This is a genomic window from Companilactobacillus sp. HBUAS59699 (assembly GCF_036913575.1).
Classification (GTDB): domain Bacteria; phylum Bacillota; class Bacilli; order Lactobacillales; family Lactobacillaceae; genus Companilactobacillus.
In genome coordinates, this window is sequence record NZ_JAYKTV010000001.1 from 266,904 (window position 1) to 291,491 (window position 24,588).

The 24,588-nt window shown below is 38.1% G+C and carries 29 protein-coding genes; 14 read left to right on the plus strand and 15 right to left on the minus strand.

The genetic code is table 11. The features are described from left to right. Positions 1-25 precede the first annotated feature (25 nt). Both U8519_RS01405 and U8519_RS01410 read left to right on the plus strand, forming a co-directional pair. Positions 26-340 carry a metal-sulfur cluster assembly factor gene (locus tag U8519_RS01405; RefSeq protein ID WP_334328541.1) on the plus strand — a complete coding sequence of 105 codons (315 nt, stop codon included), beginning with the start codon at positions 26-28 and terminating at the stop codon, positions 338-340. Positions 341-366: 26 nt separating this feature from the next. After that, a complete protein-coding gene (locus tag U8519_RS01410) occupies positions 367-1,272 on the plus strand; it encodes a helix-turn-helix domain-containing protein (protein WP_334328961.1) in 906 nt (301 codons plus the stop codon). 23 nt (positions 1,273-1,295) lie between these two features. Here the strand turns inward: U8519_RS01410 and U8519_RS01415 are convergent, their stop codons facing one another. The 8 genes from U8519_RS01415 to U8519_RS01450 form a co-directional block, all read right to left on the minus strand. Next, positions 1,296-1,949, minus strand: coding sequence for a response regulator transcription factor (locus tag U8519_RS01415; protein WP_334328542.1), 654 nt, complete (start codon positions 1,947-1,949; stop codon positions 1,296-1,298). 14 nt (positions 1,950-1,963) lie between these two features. Continuing rightward, positions 1,964-2,986 carry a sensor histidine kinase gene (locus tag U8519_RS01420; RefSeq protein WP_334328543.1) on the minus strand — a complete coding sequence of 341 codons (1,023 nt, stop codon included), beginning with the start codon at positions 2,984-2,986 and terminating at the stop codon, positions 1,964-1,966. Positions 2,987-3,018: 32 nt separating this feature from the next. Then, entirely contained in the window at positions 3,019-3,456 is a 438-nt protein-coding gene (locus U8519_RS01425) for a GAF domain-containing protein (RefSeq protein ID WP_334328544.1), read from the minus strand. Positions 3,457-3,562: 106 nt separating this feature from the next. Next, the gene (locus tag U8519_RS01430) at positions 3,563-4,054 is read right to left on the minus strand and encodes a hypothetical protein (protein WP_334328545.1); all 492 of its coding nucleotides are present in this window, start codon (positions 4,052-4,054) and stop codon (positions 3,563-3,565) included. Positions 4,055-4,077: 23 nt separating this feature from the next. After that, entirely contained in the window at positions 4,078-4,551 is a 474-nt protein-coding gene (gene moaC / locus U8519_RS01435) for a cyclic pyranopterin monophosphate synthase MoaC (RefSeq protein WP_334328546.1), read from the minus strand. A gap of 137 nt (positions 4,552-4,688) precedes the next feature. Further along, the gene (locus tag U8519_RS01440; protein ID WP_334328547.1) at positions 4,689-4,865 is read right to left on the minus strand and encodes a FeoB-associated Cys-rich membrane protein; all 177 of its coding nucleotides are present in this window, start codon (positions 4,863-4,865) and stop codon (positions 4,689-4,691) included. 16 nt (positions 4,866-4,881) lie between these two features. After that, the gene (gene feoB / locus U8519_RS01445; protein ID WP_334328548.1) at positions 4,882-6,879 is read right to left on the minus strand and encodes a ferrous iron transport protein B; all 1,998 of its coding nucleotides are present in this window, start codon (positions 6,877-6,879) and stop codon (positions 4,882-4,884) included. Further along, a complete protein-coding gene (locus U8519_RS01450; protein WP_334328549.1) occupies positions 6,876-7,109 on the minus strand; it encodes a FeoA family protein in 234 nt (77 codons plus the stop codon). The genes feoB and U8519_RS01450 overlap by 4 nt, the downstream gene beginning before the upstream one ends. A 256-nt stretch (positions 7,110-7,365) precedes the next feature. Here U8519_RS01450 and U8519_RS01455 point away from each other — a divergent pair, with 256 nt between their 5' ends. The 3 genes from U8519_RS01455 to U8519_RS01465 all read left to right on the plus strand — a co-directional run bounded on the left by U8519_RS01455 (position 7,366) and on the right by U8519_RS01465 (position 10,125). Next, entirely contained in the window at positions 7,366-8,325 is a 960-nt protein-coding gene (locus U8519_RS01455; RefSeq protein WP_334328550.1) for a SufD family Fe-S cluster assembly protein, read from the plus strand. A 45-nt stretch (positions 8,326-8,370) separates the two neighbouring features. After that, on the plus strand, positions 8,371-9,051 hold the full coding sequence (locus U8519_RS01460) for a GTP pyrophosphokinase (RefSeq protein WP_334328551.1): 681 nt from the start codon (positions 8,371-8,373) through the stop codon (positions 9,049-9,051). A 78-nt stretch (positions 9,052-9,129) separates the two neighbouring features. After that, positions 9,130-10,125 (plus strand): tRNA dihydrouridine synthase, encoded by a 996-nt coding sequence (locus U8519_RS01465; RefSeq protein WP_334328552.1) that lies wholly within the window; start codon positions 9,130-9,132, stop codon positions 10,123-10,125. Positions 10,126-10,415: 290 nt separating this feature from the next. On the opposite strand, the gene U8519_RS11920 is transcribed toward U8519_RS01465, so the two are convergent. From U8519_RS11920 to U8519_RS01495, 7 genes are all read right to left on the minus strand, one after another. Further along, positions 10,416-10,583, minus strand: coding sequence for an IS3 family transposase (locus U8519_RS11920; RefSeq protein ID WP_442892108.1), 168 nt, complete (start codon positions 10,581-10,583; stop codon positions 10,416-10,418). Between the two features lie 270 nt (positions 10,584-10,853). Beyond that, on the minus strand, positions 10,854-11,102 hold the full coding sequence (locus U8519_RS01470) for a hypothetical protein (RefSeq protein ID WP_334328553.1): 249 nt from the start codon (positions 11,100-11,102) through the stop codon (positions 10,854-10,856). After that, a complete protein-coding gene (locus U8519_RS01475; RefSeq protein WP_334328554.1) occupies positions 11,099-11,647 on the minus strand; it encodes an NTP transferase domain-containing protein in 549 nt (182 codons plus the stop codon). The genes U8519_RS01470 and U8519_RS01475 overlap by 4 nt, the downstream gene beginning before the upstream one ends. Continuing rightward, entirely contained in the window at positions 11,640-12,125 is a 486-nt protein-coding gene (locus U8519_RS01480) for a molybdopterin-guanine dinucleotide biosynthesis protein B (RefSeq protein ID WP_334328555.1), read from the minus strand. Before U8519_RS01480 ends, U8519_RS01475 begins: the two co-directional genes overlap by 8 nt. Next, complete coding sequence (locus U8519_RS01485; protein WP_334328556.1) at positions 12,104-13,333, minus strand: molybdopterin molybdotransferase MoeA; 1,230 nt, start codon at positions 13,331-13,333, stop codon at positions 12,104-12,106. Before U8519_RS01485 ends, U8519_RS01480 begins: the two co-directional genes overlap by 22 nt. Then, on the minus strand, positions 13,333-13,800 hold the full coding sequence (locus U8519_RS01490) for a MogA/MoaB family molybdenum cofactor biosynthesis protein (RefSeq protein ID WP_334328557.1): 468 nt from the start codon (positions 13,798-13,800) through the stop codon (positions 13,333-13,335). Before U8519_RS01490 ends, U8519_RS01485 begins: the two co-directional genes overlap by 1 nt. Before the next feature lie 27 nt (positions 13,801-13,827). Then, the gene (locus U8519_RS01495; RefSeq protein WP_334328558.1) at positions 13,828-14,532 is read right to left on the minus strand and encodes a HesA/MoeB/ThiF family protein; all 705 of its coding nucleotides are present in this window, start codon (positions 14,530-14,532) and stop codon (positions 13,828-13,830) included. Between the two features lie 110 nt (positions 14,533-14,642). On the opposite strand from U8519_RS01495, the gene U8519_RS01500 reads away from it, so the two are divergent. From U8519_RS01500 to U8519_RS01540, 9 genes are all read left to right on the plus strand, one after another. After that, positions 14,643-18,299 carry a nitrate reductase subunit alpha gene (locus tag U8519_RS01500; protein ID WP_334328559.1) on the plus strand — a complete coding sequence of 1,219 codons (3,657 nt, stop codon included), beginning with the start codon at positions 14,643-14,645 and terminating at the stop codon, positions 18,297-18,299. Further along, positions 18,289-19,848 (plus strand): nitrate reductase subunit beta, encoded by a 1,560-nt coding sequence (narH, locus tag U8519_RS01505; RefSeq protein ID WP_334328560.1) that lies wholly within the window; start codon positions 18,289-18,291, stop codon positions 19,846-19,848. The genes U8519_RS01500 and narH overlap by 11 nt, the downstream gene beginning before the upstream one ends. Next, positions 19,841-20,422: a nitrate reductase molybdenum cofactor assembly chaperone gene (gene narJ, locus U8519_RS01510; RefSeq protein ID WP_334328561.1), complete on the plus strand. Its 582-nt coding sequence runs from the start codon at positions 19,841-19,843 to the stop codon at positions 20,420-20,422. Before narH ends, narJ begins: the two co-directional genes overlap by 8 nt. Continuing rightward, positions 20,422-21,114, plus strand: a complete 693-nt coding sequence (narI, locus tag U8519_RS01515; RefSeq protein ID WP_334328562.1) for a respiratory nitrate reductase subunit gamma — start codon at positions 20,422-20,424, stop codon at positions 21,112-21,114. The genes narJ and narI overlap by 1 nt, the downstream gene beginning before the upstream one ends. Before the next feature lie 74 nt (positions 21,115-21,188). Then, complete coding sequence (locus U8519_RS01520) at positions 21,189-22,127, plus strand: FecCD family ABC transporter permease (RefSeq protein ID WP_334328962.1); 939 nt, start codon at positions 21,189-21,191, stop codon at positions 22,125-22,127. Beyond that, positions 22,114-22,896: an ABC transporter ATP-binding protein gene (locus U8519_RS01525; RefSeq protein ID WP_334328563.1), complete on the plus strand. Its 783-nt coding sequence runs from the start codon at positions 22,114-22,116 to the stop codon at positions 22,894-22,896. The genes U8519_RS01520 and U8519_RS01525 overlap by 14 nt, the downstream gene beginning before the upstream one ends. Before the next feature lie 3 nt (positions 22,897-22,899). After that, positions 22,900-23,934, plus strand: a complete 1,035-nt coding sequence (locus tag U8519_RS01530; protein ID WP_334328564.1) for an ABC transporter substrate-binding protein — start codon at positions 22,900-22,902, stop codon at positions 23,932-23,934. A gap of 2 nt (positions 23,935-23,936) precedes the next feature. Continuing rightward, entirely contained in the window at positions 23,937-24,338 is a 402-nt protein-coding gene (locus tag U8519_RS01535; RefSeq protein ID WP_442892115.1) for a molybdenum cofactor biosynthesis protein MoaE, read from the plus strand. After that, positions 24,335-24,574 (plus strand): MoaD/ThiS family protein, encoded by a 240-nt coding sequence (locus U8519_RS01540; RefSeq protein ID WP_334328566.1) that lies wholly within the window; start codon positions 24,335-24,337, stop codon positions 24,572-24,574. The genes U8519_RS01535 and U8519_RS01540 overlap by 4 nt, the downstream gene beginning before the upstream one ends. Positions 24,575-24,588: the final 14 nt, after the last annotated feature.

Genomic DNA, 24,588 nt, shown 5'->3' on the forward strand with positions numbered 1-24,588 from the left:
ACAACCCGAAAGGCGGATATTTGTCATGACAGAAACAACGATGGAAGACCAAGTTAAAGAATCATTAATGGACGTGATTGATCCGGAATTAGGAATTGATATTGTAAACCTTGGATTGATCTATAAAATTGATATAATAGATGGTAATTGTATTATTACGATGACATTAACAACAATGGGGTGCCCTCTAGGTGATTACTTGCACGATGAGATCACTGATGCTGCAAAGTTAGTTGATGGCGTTAATACTGTAGAAATTAATTTAGTTTGGGAACCAGCATGGGATTTGGACATGGCTAGTCGTTTTGCGAAGATATCTCTGGGAATCTATGATAGTTAAACTTTGGAGTGTTAATTGTGAGAGAAATTAATATAGACGTATTTATAAAAAGACGTAAGGAACTTAAGTTATCGCAGGTGAAACTTTGTGAGGGTATTTGTACTCAAGCAACATTAAGTAAGTTTGAAAATAACGGTCGTGTGCCTTCTTTGACGATTTTGAATAAATTGTGTGCACGATTAGGATTGATGGTTGATGATCTATATCAAGATTCAACGACTTCAACGGCTAAGATTCGTGATGGCTTGAATCATGCCGAAAAAGAATTAATGATGGAGAATTATCAGGAAGTAATTGATATTTTATCTGAGATAAAACCAGAAAAGATTGAGTTCATTCCATTAAAAACGCAGTTCTATTACTTACGTGGTTTGTTAAATGCCTTGACCAATCAAAAGCCAGTTGATATTTTATTTGATTTCTCGCAAATATTAGATGACCTTGATGATAAACATCAATCAATTTATACTCAACTCGCATATTTAGGATCCGGCGTAATGTATTCGCGTGAGAAGCAGAATGAAAAAGCTGATTTTTATTTTGAGAAGATTTATCAATTTATTGAATCTTATCATCATGAACCAGCTAAGGATTCTGATGAGGAAGATGATCATTATTTGAAGATATTGACCTTGATTTTCTTTACTTCTGAATATTATGCAAGCAAGGGCAATATTAAATTGAGTAACAAATTGGTAAAAATGGGGATTGATCTTTGTTCTGAATATCATGTTACTTACTACTTGCCAAGATTGAAGTTGCAAGCTGCTCAGAATGCGATCGATGAGAAAAAGTCCAGCACAGTAATTAATCGTCTGATGAACGAAGCTTTGGCTTTTGCTCATATTAACAACAATCAAGTTGTTGAGATCAGAGTTGCTGCATTGAGAACTAAGTATGAAAAAGCTATTAAAGCAAAAGAAGAAGCCTAAATTTTTAGGCTTCTTCTTTTATTTTAAAATTCAATTAAATGATGATGAATAGCGTAACGAACTAGATCTGCACGAGTATCTAATGACAATTTACGAATGATATTAGCTTTGTGTGCCTCAACTGTTTTCGTAGAAATAAACATTTGGGCAGCAATTTCTTTATTGGAATATCCTAAAGCAATCAATGGGAATATTTCTTTTTCCCGTTTTGACAATCCGTTATATCCTTTGAGATCAACATCCACGCCGTCAGAATTGATTTCTTGTACATCTGACTTAGTGATCATAATATTCTTATCGATATAGTTCTCACCGTTGGACAATGATTTTAAGGCTTTGATCAGTTCATCATCTGAAGAACTCTTTAAAATATACGACATAGCACCGTTGTGAATTGCTTTATTGATGTATTCTTGTTCCTCATGCATCGATAAGATCAAGATCCTAACGTCAGGATATTTGTCATGAATTCGTTGTGTGGTAATAAGTCCACTCTCACCAGGCGGCATACTTAAATCCATGATCAGGATGTCAACGCCACCTTGTTCAACACGCATATAAGTATCAGTTCCGTTTGCCTCTTCACCGACAACTTCGAAATTATTTTGTTTATTAACTAAAAAGGATAAACCAGACCTTACAACTGCATGGTCGTCAGCAATTAAAACTTTATACATAAAGTCCCCCCTAATTATGCTACTGGAAATTTAACTGTAACCGTAGTTCCTTCGTTTTTGACTGATTTGATATTGAAAGCACCGTTTAGAGCTTTGACTCGCTCATTCATGTTCATCAACCCTAGTGAATGACCATTGAAAGTTTGATGAGCCGGAACATCGAAGCCATCGCCATCATCGATTACTTCTAAGGTAATGAAGTGATCGTGCGATACCAACAAAATAGAAATTTCATCGGCATTGGCATGCTTTAACGCATTGTTGATTGCTTCTTGAGCGATTCGGTAGAAGACACTCTGAATGTCGTTTGAAAGGTTGCTCGTATCAGCGTTACCGATGACATCGATAGTTACTCCCGAGTTTTCTTGGAGTCGCTTGGCTAATACTCTTAAAGCTGCCAACAGTCCAAAACTATCAAGGACAGAAGGTCTAACATCGAGTGCCATTCTTTTGACCTCGGTAAGAGTATCGTTCAGTTGTGATTGAACTACTTCAGTGAGCTTGTTTAAATCTTCTTGTGACAATTGTGAGTCACTCAGTCTACGAACACCCATAATTGCAGAATAGACTCCTTGAGCGATACTGTCGTGTAGATCCTCAGAAATACGTTTGCGCTCATCCTCATAAGCTCGATTGACGTATTGCGTTAACTTACGCTGTTGTGCTAATTGATCCATTCGATTGATCGTTCCACGGTTTTTCAACGTCAAAGAGAAGACATGCTCGTCAGGATCGATGACATTGTAGATCATAAAGTATGGCAACGGATGCGGCATTTCTTTTGCCAGTGTAATAGGGATAGAGATCTGTTTCATTTTATTTTGAATTATGCAATTGAAGCAGTCATCAGTGGATGAGAACTTCTGTTTAACGGATGAGTCAGCAATTTCAACCAGATATTGTGGGTTCATGTTCAACTCGTCTTGAAGTTCCTTAGCCATATGATTGCTTACTATTAATTGTGTATCTTTAAAAATCATGATTGCATCAGACGATTCATCGAAGTAATCATTGATCCATTGCGTAGTTTCAAGCAAAAAAAATCAGCCCTTTCTCAATTTTTGACGAATCAAAGATATTGGGAGAGAATTTGGGCTGTTTGATTTGAAACTATAGTATTTGTGCGATATCCCGCTAGTAGTACTCCGTTAACTAAACCGAGGTGATCAATGATCGGAACGGCCACGGCTGTCTGAAGTTTTTCACTTTTAGCGATTGGGGTGTACATTTTACTAGAGTATTCATATTCGATTAGATTATTATCCCAAAATGGTTTGCCAGTTCTTACGACCAGTCCAGCAATCCCAATACCACTGCGTAAGACGATTTTTCTAAATCTCTCGTTAGAATTTCCAGCGACAAATGACCATTTTATAGAATGTGGGGGATCTTGAGATTGAAGAGCAATGCCAACAAAATCAAAATTCTCAGCGTGATAGATCTGATTAACGACTTTTTGGTAATCCAATTGATAATCAGATAAGTTTTTTGGTTGTTCTGGATTCACGTCTTATTTCCTCCTAATAATAACATTTTTATAGAGCATTAACATTGATTTTACCGGTTTTTATTTAATTTTGGAATATTATATAAGCGTTTTTCTATATAAAGTATTAAATAATATCACTTTTAACGAAAGTAATAGGTAGGCATTGAAGTTCTTCAGTGATGAATTCTTCCAAGCTAAAGTTTTGTAAGTTTAAATAAGGTATTAGATTATCTCTTTCAACACTGAAGTGACTGATCTCGTAGAAATTATTATTTGTAGTTGTAGCATAGCTGTTTTGATTATCAGCCAAGATAGACAGGACTTCTTGATCCAAATTAGAATATTTGGGAGATAACGTCAGGAATTCTGTTGGTCCTTGAAATTGACAACTGGCAGAATAAATATCAGTCAAGTAGCCACAATTTTGAAACTCTGTTTGTGAGGGTATTACTTGAATACTTTTCATAGCTGTATAGTGCTTGGTTAATTCATCATAGTTCGTATCTGTTGTTGAAATCAGTACTTTAGTAGTCATAAGTAAGAGTTTGCTTGCGGCGAGATCAACACTGGTGATTGACGCACTACTAAGCTGCTCGTTAAAAACAAGTCCAATCATAATTAGCCTCCTTGAGTTGGCAATTATTCATACATGAAGTGGCCACTTTTACCGCCATCTTTTTCAACCAAATGAATATCAGTGATAAGCATTCCTCGATCGATAGCCTTACACATGTCATAGATAGTTAGAAGTGACGTTTGTGCGGCCAATAATGCTTCTATTTCTACACCAGTGACATGCTTGGTCTTCACTTTAGTTGTAACTGTGATAGTCGTTTCATTATCGTCCTCGAAGTGAATATCGACTCCAGTTAGGGGGATCAAATGACACATGGGAATCAGAGAACTAGTTTGTTTAGCCGCCATTATGCCGGCTATTTGTGCAACTGCCAAGACGTCACCTTTTTTTATTTTACCTTCGTGAATACGAAGCAATGTTTCGTGATGCATTTTGATTTTTCCCGTAGCTACGGCGAAACGTGAAGTGACTTTTTTGTCAGTAACGTCGACCATCTTGGCTCTATTTTGATCATTGAAGTGGGTTAATTCATCCATTTTGATGACTCCTTAATTGACAATATAAAATTTTCTTTATCCAAAGTATAACAACAGTGATGATAATTAAGTATTAGGGGAATTGCTCAAAACAAAAAGAGCCTGGGAAGTTTATCTCAGACTCAATCAATTATGATTTAAAGATTTCCATTTTTCAGTACATGATTCTTTTTATCAGCCATCAGTTTAGCTTCACACTTGTAATCGCAAGCAGCACATTTACCTTGCTTTGATTTTTGAGTGACCTTATAGATCTCGTATCCAGCTAAACCAATGATAATTGCGGCAATTAATATATTAATAAAAAGTGACATCTAATTTCTCCTTTATTTAGAATAATAAACTTCCAACTTGGAAGATAATAAATGAAATCACATAGGCAATAACTAAGCTTGAGACCACTGAGTAGACTGCCCATTTAGTTGAGCCAGTTTCTGATTTGATCGTACCGATCGTTGCGAAGCAGGGAACATATAATAGCACAAAAACTAACATAGAATATGCGGCAACAGGAGTGAACATTTGTCCAAAGGTAGCAATCAAAGCAGTTTGACTTGAGGTATGGAATAAGACCATCATACTGGAGCTAATAACTTCTTTAGCCATGATACCAGTGAACAAGGCACTGATTGCTTCCCAGGAAGTGATTCCGATCGGTGCAAAGACTGGTAACAATACTTTACCTAAGAGAGCTGAAAAGCTATTGTCAATATCTGAAACGAATCCAGTCGGTCCAAAGTTCGACATCAACCAAATCAAAACAGTTCCAGCAAAAATAATTGTTCCGGCCTTTTTAACGAAGCCCTTACTCTTATCCCAAGTTCCACGCCAGATAATATCTAGACGAGGGATGTGATATTTAGGTAACTCAACAATGAAGACGGTGCTATCTTTCACTTTGAAGACAACTTGGTAGATCTTAGCCATCGTCAAGGCGACGACGATTCCTAAGAAATAGATCGATAGAACTATTAAAGCTTGATTTCTAGGGAAAAATGCTGCTACGAACAAACTGTAAATTGGTAATCTAGCTGAACAACTCATGAAAGGTGAGATCAAAGTAGTTATCAATCTTTCCTTAGGTTGTTCGATCGTCCTGGCAGCCATTATTCCTGTTACGTTACAGCCAAAGCCAATGATCAACGGGATGAAGGCTTTGCCATTCAAGCCAATAGTCTGCATGATTCGATCAGTGACTAGTGCGGCACGTGCCATGTAACCAGAATCTTCCAAAATCGAGATACAGGCGAATAAAGTAAAAATCTGGGGGATGAATGTAAGAACACCGCCGACACCAGCAATGACACCGTCAACAATCAGTGAACGTAAGAACGGCATTGCTCCAACGCTGATCAAGAATTGATTGGCATAGGTGGAGACTGGCCCGGACAATAGTGCATCCAATTGATCTGAAATCGGTGTACCAATCCAATCAAAGGATAATTTGAACATCAATAAGAAAATCAGAATGAATACTGGTAATCCTAATAGGGGATGCGTGATGATCTTGTCGATTTTTGAAGTCATCTCGACGTTCTTAGTTGATTCCAAGTTCTTAGTAGCAGCCGTCAGTGTTGCATCGATGAAACTCAATCTAGTATTGAAAATTTTGTTTTCAAACTTTTGAGCATCGTAGTATTCACGTTGTTCTAGCAATGGCTTCAAATCATTTTTAACAGCATATTTACGAATTATTTTGTTTTTATTGATGAATTGAATCGATAACCAACGAGCAAAGGCCGGTTTCATATCATAATCAGCGACTAAACTCTCACTTGCCTGTCTAATAGCTTGCTTAACCATGAAAGGATAGTCTAATTCCAAAGCCGAGCCATCGGGCAATTCGTCAGCAGGCATATTTAGAAGTTCGTCACGTAATTCTTTGATTCCATCCTTATTACGAGCATTAGTCGTTTCAATATGACAGCCTAGTCGTTGCGAGAGAGTTTTGATATCATAATAAATTCCCGAACGCTTTAAGTCGTCGATCATGTTTAAAGCAATCACCGTAGGGCGACCGAATTCCAATAGTTCGATCGATAGTAAAAGATTACGTTTCAATTGACTGGCATTTGTTACATTTAGGATAATATCAGCATCGTCAGTTAATAAGTAGTTGATGGCGACCGACTCGTCTTTAGTAATTGGGTTAAGAGAATAAATTCCCGGTAAATCGGTGACAACTATTTCAGAGTGTTTGATATTACCCATCTTTTTTTCAACCGTAACGCCAGTCCAATTACCAACGTAAGCGTAAGTATCGGTGATTTGATTGAAGATAGTTGTTTTCCCAGTATTGGGATTTCCCATTAAAGCAACTGTTGTCATTGGAGTTGACCTCCAGACAAGAGCTTGAATACCTTGTAACGTATTCCGATTTGTTGCTGCTCGATTTCAACTATCACTGGTCCATGCATCGGAAAGAATCTAACCACAGACATTTCGCTTCCGTCATGGATCCCCAGTGAATGGAGGCGTTGCGCTGTTTGACTGTCCAATTTTTCTAGATTACAAAGTTCAAAACTCTTGTTCATTACATGATCAGAAATCAGTTGCATAAAGTCCGCCTCCACAATATTCCAAAAATAAATATTTTTTGATTTGTTAGTTAGTGAAAAGATTAACTATTATTTAATACCTATTATGCCACGTTTTTGAGTGAATGTGTATGAGCAATTTACCTAATTTTATTTTGGAATATTTATGAGAGAATAATAGATATAAACCTCCAAAAGTTGGTTTAGAGGCATTTTTTTAAGTTGATATTTAATTTTTTATATAAAAATGGAATATTAAAAGAGGATAGTTTAAAAAATGGGAATAAATAATGAATATTTAGAAGATTTTAAATTAGATGCTAATGATCATGGTGAACCGCATTGGTTTATCGATCGCCGAATTGAAGTTTTGAAACAGCTTGATTCATTAGATTTGGCGAAGAGTCAATATTTTAATGAATTTGATGATCTTGTTAAGATTACTTCACCGCAAAGAATCCGTTCAAAAAAGGATTTGATCGATGCTAAAAATATTAACGATTATACGATGACGCAATTTGGTCAAACAACAGTGAAGAACGGTTTACCAGAAGAATTGGAAGAACAAGGCGTTATTTTGACTGATATCTTCACCGCGTTAAGGATTCACCCTCGGTTAATCCAGACTTCCTTTATGGACAAGGTGATTTCTCCTGACGAGGACAAAATGACAGCCTTTCATTTGGCATGTGTTAATTCGGGTGTCTTTTTGTACATTCCAAAGGGTGTCAAAATATCTCAACCGATTAGTATCAATTTGATTCAAGATGACACTAGGCCGACAGATCTTAATACTCATGTATTGGTCGTTGCGGAGGGTGATGCCGAAGTTTCAATCGAGCAGAATTTAAGTAATTATGGCAAAAATAATAACCGTACTAATTTTTTCGTAGAGGTATTAGCTCGAGCAAACGCCAAAGTTAATTATTCATTGAATAGTGAATCAAGTTCTAATTTTATTTACACGAAAACCAGAGCATATCTTGGCAGAGACAGTTCGGTCAATTGGAATTTTAATCTGAATAATCACGGAAATACCTGGGCTGACTTAAGTAACAACTTGTATGGTTCTGGGTCACGAGTAAAAACAGTTTTAAACTCACAGACAAATGACAAACAGATTGAAGAAATAACTACGGCAACCATTAAACATGGAAAAAATGTTGCCAGTGAATTAGAAAATAATTTGATCAGTAAAGATAATTCAGTCCTTACTTTGAATGGCCAGAAATCCTAGTATAATTAAATTTGTATTCAAATCTGTTTTGTACGAGGAGAAAAAATGATATTAGAACGTCAGAATATGTTAAATATTCACCAAATCGAAAAGGAATTAGGAGAATATTCTAATCGAGAAGAGATTCGCGACATTAGTGAATTGGTCAACTATTATCAGCTTTGTCACTCGGCAGTCGGTGAATTTGGAACAAAATTAGAAAACTTAGATGCTGATTATCAAGTTAGACATAATCATAATCCTATTCATCATATTGAGGTGCGGATGAAAGATGTTGGAAGTTTGCTGGAAAAGATAACTCGTAAGGGATTGCCAGTAAAATTTGAAAGCATCAAAGATAATATTTATGATGTCGGCGGTCTTCGAGTAATAACTAACTATATTGATGATATTTATACTGTTCAAGACAACTTGTTAGCTCAAGATGATGTGACCCTTTTGAAACAAAAAGATTATGTCAAAAATCCTAAGGAGAGTGGTTACCGCAGTCTGCATCTGGTTGTAACCGTTCCGGTATTTCAATCAGATGGGGTCCAAGTTACTCCAGTTGAAATTCAAATTCGAACAATTGGCATGGATATGTGGGCCAGTTTGGAACACAAATTACGTTATAAGACGGATGAACCAGCTGAAAAAGTTGCTGAATATTCTGAATCATTACAGGACTACGCAGATGAAATAAACAAAATCGAAAATAATATGCAAGAGATTTTTCACAATCTTTGAACTAAAAACTTGCGTTAACTTACCGACTATCGGTATAGTTGATAAGTTGTAATTAACTATTTGATAGGAGATGAGATTGTGACCCAGTCACCTTACTGGAATCGCATCGCAGAAAAGGCAAAGAAAGAAGATCGACCATTTTTCAGCTTAGCACCAATGGAAGCTGTTACTGGATCAGTCTTTCGCCGTGTGGTAGAAAAAGCTGCCGCACCAGATGTCTTATATACTGAATTTACGAATGCTTTGAGTATCACACACCCAAAAGCTAAAGAAACTACAAAAGGTCGTTTGTACATCGACCCGAAAGAAAATCCCAAGCCAATTGTTCAGTTGTGGGGTAACAACTACGAAGATTTCGCTAAAGCAGCCAAAGAAGTAGAAAAACAAGGTTACGAAGCTATCGACGTTAATACTGGCTGCCCAGATATTGCTGTGATCAAAAATCACAGTGGTAGTGATTTAATCCGTCACTTTGACCGAGCCAAAGAAGTCATTGAAGGCGCTCGTCAATCTGACTTACCCGTAACTGTGAAGACAAGAATTGGTTATAGTGAAGTCGATGAATACAAAACTTGGATTCCATTTTTGTTGGAACAACAAGTTCCAGTTTTGACAGTCCATGTACGAACGCGTGAAGAGATGAGTAATGTACCGGCTCATTACGAATTGATCGATGATATTGTGAAGATGCGTGATGAAATTGCCCCAGATACATTACTTCAAATCAATGGAGATATTGCTGACTATCAGGCAGGTATGAAATTGTATCATGAACACCCTGGAATTGACGGTATTATGATCGGACGTGGTATCTTTACTAATCCATTTGCCTTTGAACCAGTTCCTAAGGAGCATTCAACGCATGAGTTATTAGGATTATTGCGTTATCAATTGGATCTTTATGATCAGTTCGTTGCCATGGGGATTCCCGGACACTTTGCACCGCTGCAAAGATTCTTTAAGATTTATGTTCGTGGGATGAAGGGTGCTTCTGCCATTAGAAATGATTTGATGCAGACTAAGACGACTGATGATGCACGCAAGATTATTGATCGAATAGATACTGACGAGTAAAAATATATAGGTGGGATGTCGCTTCCGGTCAGCAGTAATTCCATCTGTGGCGGGACCGATCTTAGCCAAAAAAGCGGTCTAAGATCTCGCTTTCTTGCTTTGCATAAACCGCAAATCAAGAAAGACGTCCGTGCTGTAAATGTGGGGAAACCGCCCGCATTAACACCACTTTCGCCACTGATTCCATTACTGCTGACCTCCAGCTAAAATTGAGTAATTATGCATACTACGGTTATTTGGATAGATTAAGCTATGAAGTGTAATACAAAAGTTAGACAAAATTAAATTATTTACGCTGCTAAAGCATGTTCCCGGTATTTTACTGGTGACATGCTTTTTGTCTTTCTTGAAATTCTTAAATTGTTATACCAATCAATGTACTCTTGGGAGATCTCCGTTAGATCCTCAATATTCTTGCATGCACAGCAATAAAAAAATAGTTCACTGTCAGTCTCCAACGACTAATAGTGAACCATTTGATTTATATTCTAGAAATTGAAATTGTAAAATAGATTCCATCTTTTATCTCAAGGTAGATATAAAAGATAATACAAACCCAGCTGAGGGTGGACAACAATGGAATCCGTCGTGATAGTTTACTTAGCGATTTATCGCTTAGTAAACTGGACGAATCTGAAGACTACAGGCTTCAGAGCGAGGTTGAAAACGTAGTTTGAGACCGGTCCCACGACAGATGGAATTGTTGTCCACCCTCAGCGGCATCAATACTAGTACTCAGCCTCACTAGTTTCAAAATCAGGATCCGCAAATTGCTTGTAGAAATCATAATCCTTCTTAATCAACATAATACGACGTTCAATCTTTTCAATTGCTTCATCTTGTTCCAAAGTTCTTAAATCATCACGTTGCGTCTGCTCTTCATTCTCCAATAAAGTTCGTTGAATACTCAAATCATTCAAACAGATTCTTACTAGTTTTTGAAAATCCCCACGGCTCATCTCAGTTTGTGCTTTCATTCTAAATCCTCCGGATAATTTATGTTTTTCAAGTTACCTTCATAGTTCCTAGCTCCGCAATCAGACTTGTCCAGTAGTTCTCGCCAGCGATAGTTGTGATTGTGTATTTGCTGCTTCAATAAATCAATCTTAATCTTTAAGTGGCAACAAGTGTAGTAGGGAAGACGCTTAATTTTTATATACCCGAAATCTTCACTTAGGAATTCAACGGCACTTTGATCGATTTTGTAATCGGTCGCTATGACTATCAGATCAGCAATTGTTTGATCACTTTGTTGAAAATACGACCAAAGTGCAGACACTGGACCGCAGTCGATCAGGGGCTCTTGGTCTTGAATGACAGTTATTTTGGAATCATCAAATAAAGTGCTGATGGCATGATGATTATTACTATTAGTCGAGACATAGCAATGGTCGACGTATGGCAAAGTTAGATCAGCGGTATATTTCACATTGGGAATGGATAAATCGTTGAAGTGTGCGAGAGCTTTATCACTTTTGAAGCGACTTGATCTTCCGCCAGCTAATATCAAACTATCAGTCATTTTTAATATCCTTCAAAAAATTATTTATGAATGCGATTCTCTTATCAGGCTGTTCAATATCAATGACTTGATCAGACTGATTACCCTGAATAGTTACGAAGTATTTTATGTTAGTAACATTAGAGAAATCGGCAATCGATTCATTGGACTTAAGTAAGACAATTTTGGGAAAGTCTAATTCTTTAATACCTTCAATAATGATGAAGTCAGTATCTCCAGTTTGTAACTCGTGGATCTTATCTAATTCAGTAGAAGGCAAGTTGCGTTGATAGTGAATGGTTTGTTCATTATTCAGTAATAAGACATCATCAGAATATTTAAAGAATTTTCCAGTATCGGTATTGTCAGGAATTTCAATCGGAAGGTGGGTGTGTTTAACGACGCTGAATTTGTAATTAGTAGAATTGATCAAAAAATCTTGCAGCAAGGTAGTCTTGCCGCTTTTTTTGTGTCCAATTATTTGAAAGGTAATAGCCATGTGCGTAATTTACTGTCCTTTGGTGTAATTGATTTTCCACGGGGAATTTCGAACATGCAAGTTGCACGTTGTAAGTTGTTGAGATTACCAGATGCATCCCCGCCGACACGTCCAATTTCAATGTGATCGCCAACAAATTTGTATTGTCCACGCAAAATACGGTCATACATATTAGTCTTAGTATATTCAGCGTTCAAAATACCAGTGCATTCGATGCAACGACTGTTTTGATGTTGCATCAATCTCAAGGCATATTCTACGTATAAGTAGAAACCTGTGAAGCAGGCACCCGGATTACCTGATAGTCCAAAAAATAACGTGCCATCGTAGATAAAGGCAGTAGTGACACTACCGGGACGCATTTCCAGTTTATTGAATAATAATTTTTCGGATGATTTTGCGAGATCGGCAATAATATCAAAGTCGCCGACTGATACACCACCGTCAGTGATAATGACATCGCATTTACCTAATAGTGAATTGACGGCTGACTTCAAGGCATCAGGATCGTCTTTGATTTGAGTATAGCTGATAACATCAGCACCGTTTTCTTTGCATAGATCACGAATCATTGGTCCATTACTGTTAAAAATCTTTCCGTTAACGATTTTTTCGCCAGGATTCAATAACTCTGAACCAGTCGTGATGATACCGATTGTTGGTTTCTTATAAACAGAAATCTCTTGGATATCAAAAGCACTCAATAGACTGATGCCGCCGGGGTTGATTTCAGTATCCTTCTTTAATAGAACATCGCCTTTTTTGAAATAATCGCCAACTGGTGTGATGTTGTCTTTGTGCTGTGTTTCAGATATTTCCACAGTGTCATCGTCGATCATTCGGGTTGTTTCTAGCATAACGACAATGTCAGCACCATCAGGAACGTAACCACCAGTCATAATACGAACGGCTTCTCCAGAAACTAGAGGACGATCAAAGTCGGCACCAGCTGGAATATCGCCAACGACTTTTAAGGTAGCGGGTAAGTTCTTCAAATCAGCTTGTAACATAGCGAAGCCATCGTAGCCAGAACGTCTGAAGGTTGGATAGTCATTTGGTGCTAAGACATCTTCAGCAATTACGTGGTGATTAGCTTCTATAGCTGAAATTTTTTCTGTGGTAAGTTTTACGCTATCAATATTATCAACGATCACTTGGCGTGCTTGGTCGATACTGATGGCATTTCTATTATCAACTGGTTTATACATTATTTAGTTATCTCCTTAATTAGATGGTCAAGATCTGGCAAGATGATTTGTTCCAATGCAGTTTTACAAGCGTTGGTCGATCCCGGCAGTAAGTAACAAATTTGGTCGCTATCGGTGATACCTGCTGTTGCTCCAGAAACGAGAGCTTTCAAGCCGATGTCAGCGATGCTTATTTGGCGGAAATATTCGCCGAATCCTGGAATAACTTTGATAAATTTTGGTTCGAGTGTATCGATTGTGACGTCTCTTCTAGCGATACCAGTACCACCATTTACCAAAATCAATTTGCAGGAAGTGACCAGCAATTTATTGTAAGCATCAACGATTTGTTGAGCATCATCTTTGACGATATATTTTTTGACAAAATTATTTCCGGCGTCCGTCATGGCTTTTTGAAGATATTGACCGGATTTGTCAGTTTCTTCGGTTCTAGTATCACTGACAGTGATAATTCCAAAATCAATCATTTAATAATTTCCTCCTCAAATTAATTATTATTTTATAGGACAATCATTCTTCTTATTAACTTTAATTTTTCTAAAATCAAATGTCCAATTGTCGATCACCAGTAATTGACCGGCGGTGTACTTGCCGCTAGTTAAAAACTTCATAGCTAATGAAGCTTGTAAACTTCCCGTTAAAGCAACAATCATCGGATTCGTTCCAATATTAGCACTCAATCCCAATTGAGCTACTTTGTCCTTCGGATACAGACACTCGAGACATGCGGAATCTGAATCGATAAACATGACTTGTCCTTGATTGGCAGCACATGTTCCAAAGATATGCTTAATACCACGTTTTTGGCAATCTTCGTTGATTTGATATTTGACGGGGAAATTATCCGTACAGTCGATCACTAAGTCGTAATCGGTAAGTAAATCAGCGGAATATTTTTGGTTGATAGTCTTGATAACTACATTATGATTAGCTGCTTGCAAGTGGCTCTTCATAGCAATCAGTTTTTCAGTACCAACATCTTCCTCGGTATAGAGATTTTGCCGATGTAAATTGGTCAATTCAACTACGTCGTAGTCGACTAAAGTTATTTTACCAATTCCAGCTTTGACTAATTCGGATGCAACGAAACTTCCTAATCCACCCACACCGATCACTAGGACACTGGATTGTTCTAGATTTTGTTGTCCCTCAATTCCTATTTGTTTGATCTTTAACTGCCTGTCGTATCTGCTTGTCATTTTCTTCACCTCACATGCAAAAGGTTAGGGAAATTCCTAATCGAAGTCAATTAGGATAAGTGCTAGATTTGTTATAAGGAATATTAAAGTGAACTAGGTGGGAGTTGCATATGCTAAAATCTAGATTTTTTAAAAAAGTTGATAAGTTTAACGGTAATTTCACCCAACTAGAAGAACATTCTCGTCGTTGGGAGAAGTTATACAAGGAACGTTGGGCTCATGATAAGGTCGTACGTACGACACACGGTGTCAATTGTACGGGATCTTGTAGTTGGAACGTCTACGTTAAGCAAGGAGTAGTTACTTGGGAGCATCAATCAACTGACTATCCTTCATGTGGACCAAATATGCCTGAATATGAACCTCGTGGCTGTCCTCGTGGTGCCAGTTTCAGTTGGTACGAATACAGTCCTTTACGGATCAAGTATCCTTATATTCGTGAACGTCTCTGGAAGTTCTGGGAAGAGGCAAGTCACAAGTACGATAATCCTATCGATGCTTGGGAGAGTATTGTTACTGATCCAGAGAAGACTAAGTCATACAAATCAGCTCGTGGTCACGGTGGTTTGATCCGTGTCAAATGGGGCGATGCTACAGAAATGATCGCTGCCATGCTGATTTACACGATCAAAAAATACGGTCCCGATCGTATTGCTGGATTCTCACCAATTCCAGCTATGTCGATGTTGAGTTACTCATCAGGTGCTAGATTTATTTCATTACTTGGTGGAGAAATGTTGAGTTTCTACGATTGGTACGCCGATCTGCCACCAGCATCTCCTCAAGTATGGGGTGAACAGACTGATGTTCCTGAATCAGCTGACTGGTATAACAGTCAATACTTGATCATGTGGGGTTCAAACGTTCCATTAACTAGAACGCCTGACGCTCACTTCATGGTTGAAGCTCGTTATAAAGGAACTAAAGTTGTCTCCGTCAGTCCTGATTACGCTGAAAATGTGAAATTTGCGGATAATTGGTTAGCTCCACATCCGGGATCAGATGCAGCATTAGCACAAGGTATGACACATGTTATTTTGAATGAATTTTATAACAATAAACAAGTTCCATATTTCAATGATTATGTTAAGAAGTTTACTGATCTACCATTTGTTATCATGCTTGATCAGAGTGAAACAAATCATGAACATGTTGTTTCAGGACGCTTCTTGAGAATCTCTGATATTAAAGATACTGAAACACCAAATGCGGAATGGAAACCAGTTCTAGTCGATGAACCTACTGATCAGTTAGTAGTTCCAAATGGAACGATAGGTCAAAGATGGGAACAAGGTAAGAAGTGGAATCTTGATCTCGATGGTATCAGTCCTAAGTTATCATTCTTGGGTGAAGATGAACGAGTTGTAGATATGCCTAGCTTTGATGCTAGTGGGAATGGTATTTATCAACGTACATTACCGTGCCGAGAGATAACTCTAAAAGATGGTAGTAAGAAGTTAGTTACGACTGTTTTTGATCTATTGATGGCTCAATATGGAATTCGTCGTAAGAAGATGGATGAGTTAGCAGCCAAGGGTTATGACGATGCTGACAGCTTATTTACACCAGCTTGGCAAGAAAAAGTTACTGGTGTGAAACCAGAATTAGTTGTACAAATTGCACAAGAATTCGCTCAAAATGCCGCTGAAACACACGGTAAATCAATGGTAATTATTGGTGCTGGTGTTAACCACTGGTTCAATTCTGATATGACATATCGTTCCGTTATCAATATGTTGATGCTGACCGGTTGTATCGGAGTGCAAGGTGGCGGCTGGGCTCACTATGTTGGACAAGAAAAACTTCGTCCGGCAGAAGGTTGGGCTAATATTTCCTTCGCTAATGATTGGCAACCAGGCGGTGCTCGTCAACAACAAGGAACTTCATTCTTCTACTTTGCTAGTGACCAATGGAAGTACGACGAGATCGACAACGAAGGTATGAAATCACCTGTTAAGACGATCAAGGATACTTTCAAACATCCTGCTGACTACCAACAAATGGCAATCAGATTAGGTTGGATGCCATCATATCCACAATTCAACCGTAATAGTTTGGACTTTACCAAACAGTACGGAACAACCGACATTAAAGAAATTTCAAATAAAGTTGTTAAAGAACTAAAAGATGGTTCATTACAATTTGCGGCTGAAGCACCAGATGAAGATATTAATCAACCAAAAGGGATGTTTATCTGGCGTTCTAACTTGTTCGCATCATCAGGTAAGGGCCAAGAATACTTCATGAAGCATATCTTGGGCGCCGAAAATGGCTTACTTGCAAAGCAAAGTGAAAACTTCAAGCCACAAGATATGGAGTGGGATGAAAAGAGCGTTACCGGTAAGTTGGATCTAGCGGTAGACTTCGACTTCAGAATGGTAACAACACCACTTTACTCAGATATTGTTCTTCCTGCCGCAACTTGGTATGAAAAAGAAGACTTATCAAGTACTGATATGCACCCATTCATTCACCCCTTCAACAAAGCGGTCGATCCACTTTGGGAATCACAAAGTGATTGGCAAGCATTTAAGCACATCGCCAAGGAATTCCAAGGTATGGCTAAGAAATACTTGAAGGAACCTCAATATGATTTGAAGACTCAACCACTTGGTCACGATTCGAAGGGTGAAATATCACAACCACTTGGTAAGATCAAGGATTGGAAACGTGGTGAGATCGAACCTATCCCTGGTAAGACAATGCCAAGTCTATCGTTGGTCAAACGTGATTATACTAAGGTTTATGACAAGTATGTAGCCTTAGGACCAAATACTCGTAGCGGCAAAGTCGGAGCCAATGGTTACAGTTACAGTGTTGCTGATGAATATGACGAATTAAAGGATCTTATTGGAACGTATGATGACGGACCAGACGAAGGACTTCCAAAGTTGGATGAAGATAGAAATGTTGCCGAAGCAATTCTTCATCTATCAAGTGCTTCAAATGGTCACGTTGCTAAAAAAGCTTGGGAGAATGCGGAAGAGGTCACAGGTAAGAAATTATCTGATATCTCTGAAGGATTGACTGAGAAACAAATGACCTTCGCTAAGATTACAGCTCAGCCTAGCGAGTCGATTCCAACACCTATCTTCTCAAGTGCAAAGCACAACGGAGATCGGTACTCACCATTCTCAGTCAATATTGAACGTAATGTACCATTCAGAACCTTGACTGGTAGACAACAATTCTATCTTGATCATGAAATTTTCCAAGAATATGGTGAAGAGTTGGCAACTTACAAACCAACACTTCCACCACACGTCTTAGGACCAGCAGATACAAAAGTTGAACCAGCAGATAAGGAAGTAACGTTACGTTACTTAACACCGCATGGTAAGTGGAATATCCATACAACTTATCAAGATAATCTGTACATGCTGACATTGTTCAGAGGTGGTCCAACGGTTTGGTTGAGTTTGGACGACGCTAAGAAGATCGATGTCAAAGATAATGATTGGGTTGAACTTTATAACAAGAATGGTGTCATTACTGCCAGAGCAGTCGTTAGTCAACGTATGCCAGATGGCACGATGTACATGTATCATGCTCAAGATATGGAGATCGAAGAGCCATTATCAACTATTACCGGAAATCGTGGTGGTAGTCACAATGCTCCAACTCAGATCCATGTCAAACCAACCCAAATGGTCGGTGGTTACGCTCAACTAAGTTATGGATTCAACTATTATGGACCGATCGGTAACCAAAGAGACTTATACGTAAATGTTAGAAAATTAAAGGAGGTCAAGTGGAATGAAGGTTAAAGCACAAATTTCCATGGTGCTGAACTTGGACAAATGTATTGGTTGTCACACATGTTCAGTAACGTGTAAGCAAACGTGGACAAACCGCCCAGGTGCAGAGTACATGTGGTTTAACAACGTAGAAACTAGACCTGGTGTCGGATATCCGAAGAAGTGGGAAGACGAAAGTCATTATAAAGGTGGCTGGAAGTTGAACCGTAAAGGTAAATTGGAATTGCGTGCCGGTAATAAGTTGAACAAAGTTGCGCTCGCAAAGATTTTTTATAATCCGGACATGCCTAACCTAGACGACTATTACGAACCATGGACATACGATTACCAAACACTTTTTGGTAAAGAAAGAAAGCATCAACCAGTTGCTCGTGCTAAGTCACAAATTACTGGTGAATATATGAAGCTAAACAATGGTCCTAATTGGGATGATGATTTGGCTGGATCTGACAGAAGTTTTGGTGAAGATCCTAACATGCAAAGTATCGAAGCAGATATCAAAGGTAACTTTGAAAAGACCTTTATGATGTATCTACCAAGATTATGTGAACACTGCTTGAACGCTGCTTGTGTGGCTTCATGTCCAAGTGGTGCTATGTACAAACGTGACGAAGATGGTATCGTCTTAGTCGATCAAGAGCGTTGCCGGGGCTGGAGATTCTGTATGACAGGATGTCCTTACAAGAAGGTTTACTTTAATTGGAAGACCAACAAAGCTGAAAAATGTACTTTCTGTTATCCAAGAATTGAAGAAGGATTACCAACTGTTTGTTCTGAAACATGTGTTGGCCGCATTCGTTACATCGGAGTTATTTTGTACGATGCTGACCGTGTCGCCGAAGCATGTGAAGAACCTGATGACACTAAGCTATATGAGAGACAACTAGACTTATTCCTAGATCCAAACGATCCAGAAGTTATCGCTCAAGCACAAGCTGACGGTGTTGATATGGAAACAATCAGATGTGCTCAAAAATCACCTATCTACAAGATGGCTGTTGAACAAAAGATTGCATTCCCATTGCATCCTGAATACCGTACAATGCCAATGGTTTGGTATGTGCCACCATTGTCACCAATCATGAATTATTTCGAAGGCAAGAACTCGATCAAATACCCAGAAATGATTTTCCCAGCTATCAATGAAATGCGTATCCCAGTTGAATACCTTGCTAACCTTCTAACGGGTGGCAATACAGAAGTAATCAAGAACGCACTTTACAAGTTAGCCATGATGAGATTGTACATGCGCGCTAGAACTAGTGGTAAAGACTTCGATCCTGAGAAACTCGATCGTGTTGGTTTAACAGAAAAATCAGCAACATCACTATATCGTCTATTAGCAATCGCCAAGTACGATGACAGATTTGTCATTCCAAAGGCTAAGAAAGAAAAAGTAGAACACGTTGAAGATGAACAAGGTGGATTAGGTTACGAAGCATGTAATGGCTGTTCACTAGCACCAGTTCATGGAAGTGTCTTGCGTAAAGCTAAGGCTGGCGAATCGGGTAAAGATGCCTATGCTGAAAGTTTCTATGGAGGAATTTGGCGTGATTAATATTGAGAAGCTAAATACTCTAAAACAAGGATTTACGTATCTTTCACGTTTACTTGATTATCCAGAGCAAGCTCAATTAGATGATGAATTTCTTGAGGATTTTCGGAAGAATTATAGTGAGACACCTTCTAAATCAGCGATTGAAGATGTTATTAATGAAATGAGAACATACTCATTGGAAGAGTTAAGAACTCATTATGTTTCACTATTCGAGTTAAATAACCGTTATACTTTGTATATGACGTATTATAAAATGACTGATTCTCGTGAAAGAGGTCAGTTGTTGGCAAAATTAAAAATGTTGTATGAGATGTTTGGTGTACGTATCGATGGTTCAGAATTATCAGATTATTTGCCATTGATGCTTGAATTTCTTGCCTATAGTGATTGGAAGGATGATAAGCGTCAACAAGATTTACAATTGATGTTCTCAGTAGTTGAGGATGGCACTTATAGTTTACTGAAGAATGCCGAAGTTCAAGAAGATGATATGTATTTCAAACTGATCAGAATTGTTCGAGCTGAGTTTAAGTCTTGTCTTGAACAAACTGAAAAAGAGGGGGAGATGCAGTAATGAAAGACGCACTGGATATATTCTTATGGGTTATTTTTCCTTACCTTGCTCTCGGTTCGTTCATTTTTGGAACAATCGGCAGATTCGCTATTTTTCACGCTGGTGTAACGGCAGAATCTAGTGAATTATTGGAAAAGAAACAACTGATGATTGGAAGTATTCTCTTCCACGTTGGGATTATCTTCGTATTTGCGGGACACGTTGTAGGAATCCTGATACCTAAAGCATTCACTGACTGGTTAGGTATTCCTAACGAGGTGTACCATATTGGTGCACTGGTCATGGGTGGTATCGCTGGGTTCATGGCGTTAGCCGGAATGATGATTTTATCTTATCGTCGATTCACTAACAAACGTGTCTTCAAAACTAGTTCATTCAGTGACTTAATGGTCAATGTATCATTCTTGATCATTATTGTTCTAGGTTTGAGTGCTTCATTTATTGATGGAGCGATCTTGCATCCTGAATTCAACTACCGTTTGAACTTATCAGTTTGGGCCAGACAGATCTTTGTCTTCCACCCTGATTATCATTTGATGTTACAAGTACCAATTATCTTTAAGATTCACGTAATTTGTGGATTCTTGATTTTCGCTTTCTTCCCATACACAAGATTAGTTCATGCCCTTACGTTACCTTGGCAATATATCTTTAGACGTCCAATCGTCTATCGTAAGAGACCAAGAGTATAGCAACATAGTAGGTGGTAATTATTATCAAGAAGCGACAAAACAAACTTGTGATGAGTATAGCTTTGTTGACACTTGTGGCTTTGATCTTCGTGTCAATGATGATGGGACGGTACGACTTGTCACTTTCAGAAGTTTCAAAATACTTTATTGGGCAGGCCAACAGTTCATCTAAATTGATCTTAGAGCTTCGATTTATTCGAATTATAGCAGTTGTATTAGTTGGCGCAGGTCTATCGATGGCCGGCGCCACTTTTCAATCTGTCTTCAGTAACGGGCTGGCATCACCTAATTTACTAGGTGTTTCAACTGGTTCTAGTGTTGGCGCAGCGATTGCTATTTTAAATGGTAAGTCGATCTATTGGATCGAAATAAGTGCCTTCATTACAGGAATATTGACAGTATTTTTGACATTATTGATCAATCGAATACTGCACAGTGAATCGAATATTACACTGATCTTGTCAGGAATCATCATGTCAGGATTAATGCAGTCAGTTTTGGGATCTGTCAAATATATAGCGGATCCTGAGAACCAATTACAGAGTATCGTTTACTGGGAGCTCGGTAGCTTTATGAAAGTCGATACACAAGCGTTGGTATCAGTAGGTCCAATTTTAATTATTGGAATTATTTTCTTACTATTGACACGTTGGCGTTTGAATGCGCTATCATTAGATACGTATACAATAAAAACAATTGGAATAAATCCTACATTAAATAGGAATTTAATGATTTTATTTGCAACATTATTGACAGCGGCTTCAGTTTGCCTCTGTGGTGTTGTTGGATGGATCGGATTAGTTGTTCCTCACGTTAGTCGTAGCTTGGTTGGTGAAGATAATCGTTATGCTTTACCGATGACGGCGATCACTGGAGCAATCTTACTTCTAATTGCGGACACACTGGCACGAAGTATTTCAGTGAACGATATTCCGTTGAGTATTATCACTGGCTTCATCGGTGTTCCAATTTTTATTGTGATTCTTATAAGGAGAAGAAATGTTGGAATCTAGAATTAATACAAAGAACTTGTCATTTGCGTATAAATCAAAACAGATAATCAATAATGTTAATTTAAACGTTGCAGCTGGACAGGTCTTAGTGATTCTAGGTCCAAATGGTATTGGTAAAAGTACATTATTGAATTGCTTGAGTGGAGTCTTGACCAAGTATCAAGGTGAAATTTTAATAAATAGACAAGTGCTAAAATCATTGTCGATCAAGGATCTATCACACCAGCTTGCCTTAGTGAGTCAAGGAGTTAATATCAAGTCTAGTCTGACGTTGTTTGATTATTTATTACTTGGCCGCAGTTCGTTTCATTCAATATTCGATCAACCAGATGATCATGATAAGGAAGTTGTCACTAAAGTGATCGATCAGATTGGTTTGAAAGATTATTCTGCTGTTAGTTTGCAGAGTATGAGTGGAGGACAGAGACAACTGGCAATCATTGGTCGGGCACTAGCTCAAGAACCTAAGATACTAATTATGGATGAACCAACTTCGGCTCTAGATTATCGTAATCAGACGGTAGTCTTAAAGTTGATCAAGAAGTTGTCCGAAAAAGGAATATCCATAGTGATGAGTACGCATGATCCGAACCAAGCACAGATGATCGGTGACTCGGTAGGGTTATTGATCGATAATCAGACTTATCGACAGGGACCAGTCAGTGATATCTTGAATGATGAATATTTGACTGAATTGTACGGAACACCAATTACTTCGACTTATAATGAATCATTGAATAGGAAGATTTTTGGAATAGGGATGGGTTAATCAATGCATAAGAAACGAAATATTATTATTTTGATGTTGGGACTATTGGTCTTCTTCGGTAGTAGTATCAGTGTCCAAGCGTCATCTACACATACAATTCGAGACAATACTGGTGCACCGGTCAAAGTTCCTAAGAAGATCAATCGTGTTGCTGACTTGTGGCACGCTAATAATCCTATCTTTTTGATGTTAGGTGGAGAGGACAAGCTAGTTGCCACAACAAAGTTGACACACGATAATGCGTTATTGACGCAATTGTATCCGAAGGTCAAAAAGCAAGCTGTTCCGTTCAACGGTGAAGACTTCCAGATGGAAGAACTGATTAAACAAAAGCCGGATGTGGTTATTAGTTCAGACGTTTCTCAAATAAGTGAATTGAAGAAGGCTAAAATTCCAGCAGTCAATTCAATGTTTCAAGATTACAAAGGTTTAAAGAAGACAATGAACTTAACGGCAGAAGTTATCGGAACTAAGGCTGCTAAGCATAGAGCAAAAAAGTATAATAAAAAACTCGATGCAGATATCAAATCAGTGAAGAAAAAAGTTTCAAAAGCTAAGTCTAAACCTAGTGTCTTACATATCGTTAATACTAGCGATTTAACCAAAGTGGATGGTCGCAATACGATCGTTGACGAGTGGCTCAAAATTGCTGGTGGTAAGAATGCTATCAAGACCGATGGTAATATGATCTCAGTATCAGCTGAGGAAATTATTAAAGCTAATCCCGATATCATTATTATCGGTGGTACAACTGATAAGAAAGCATTGAAATTACTGAAAAAAGATAGTCGCTTTAAGTCACTTAAAGCAGTCAAGAATAAAAAAGTCTATGGCAATCCTACAGGAATCTTTATGTTAGATCGATACAGCGCTGAAGAAGACTTACAGATCTGGTGGGCGGCTAAGAAGTTCCATCCAGAATTAATGAAAGATGTTAATTTGAATTCTAAGTTCAAATCATTCTACAAAGAATTCTTTAATCATAAGTTCAGCAATAAACAAATAAGTCAGATTATCAATGGTGAGGTTATCAAGTGAAAATAGAAATTACACATGAACCCATCAATACGGAGGAATTGACCAAGAGCTTGATTCACAATGAATATGGCGGAATTGATATTTTTATTGGCAACATTCGTCAGTTCACAGGTGATATTGAAACTGAAAAGATTGAATATACTACGTATAAAAAAATGGCAGAAAAAGAAATGAAGAAGCTTGCAGACAAGGTTATTGCCAAAGGGATGGATGTAGTGATGGTCCATCGTGTCGGTGAATTGCAATTAGGTGATATTGCAGTTTTCATCGGTGTTGCGGCACCTCATCGAGCGGAAGCATTTGAAAATTGTCAATTTTTAATTGATGAGTTGAAGCATACAGTACCAATTTGGAAGAAAGAATATGATCGTGACAAAATTCGTTGGGGAGGTCTTGAAGATTGAAGGTAAAGTTGTTTTCTATCTTAGCTGAGGAAATAGGTTCAACGATCGATATCGATTTGAAGTCGCAGTTTTATCCGTCAGATGTCAAACAGGCTATCGAAGCTGCCTATCCTAAGTACAAAGAAGTATTGGATCAGTCTTTAGTTGCTATCGATGAAGAGTATGCAGATGATAAACAATTTGCACTCGCAGATGTCGCAGAAATTGCAATTATCCCACCTGTTAGTGGCGGCTAAAATTTCGAGGGGGT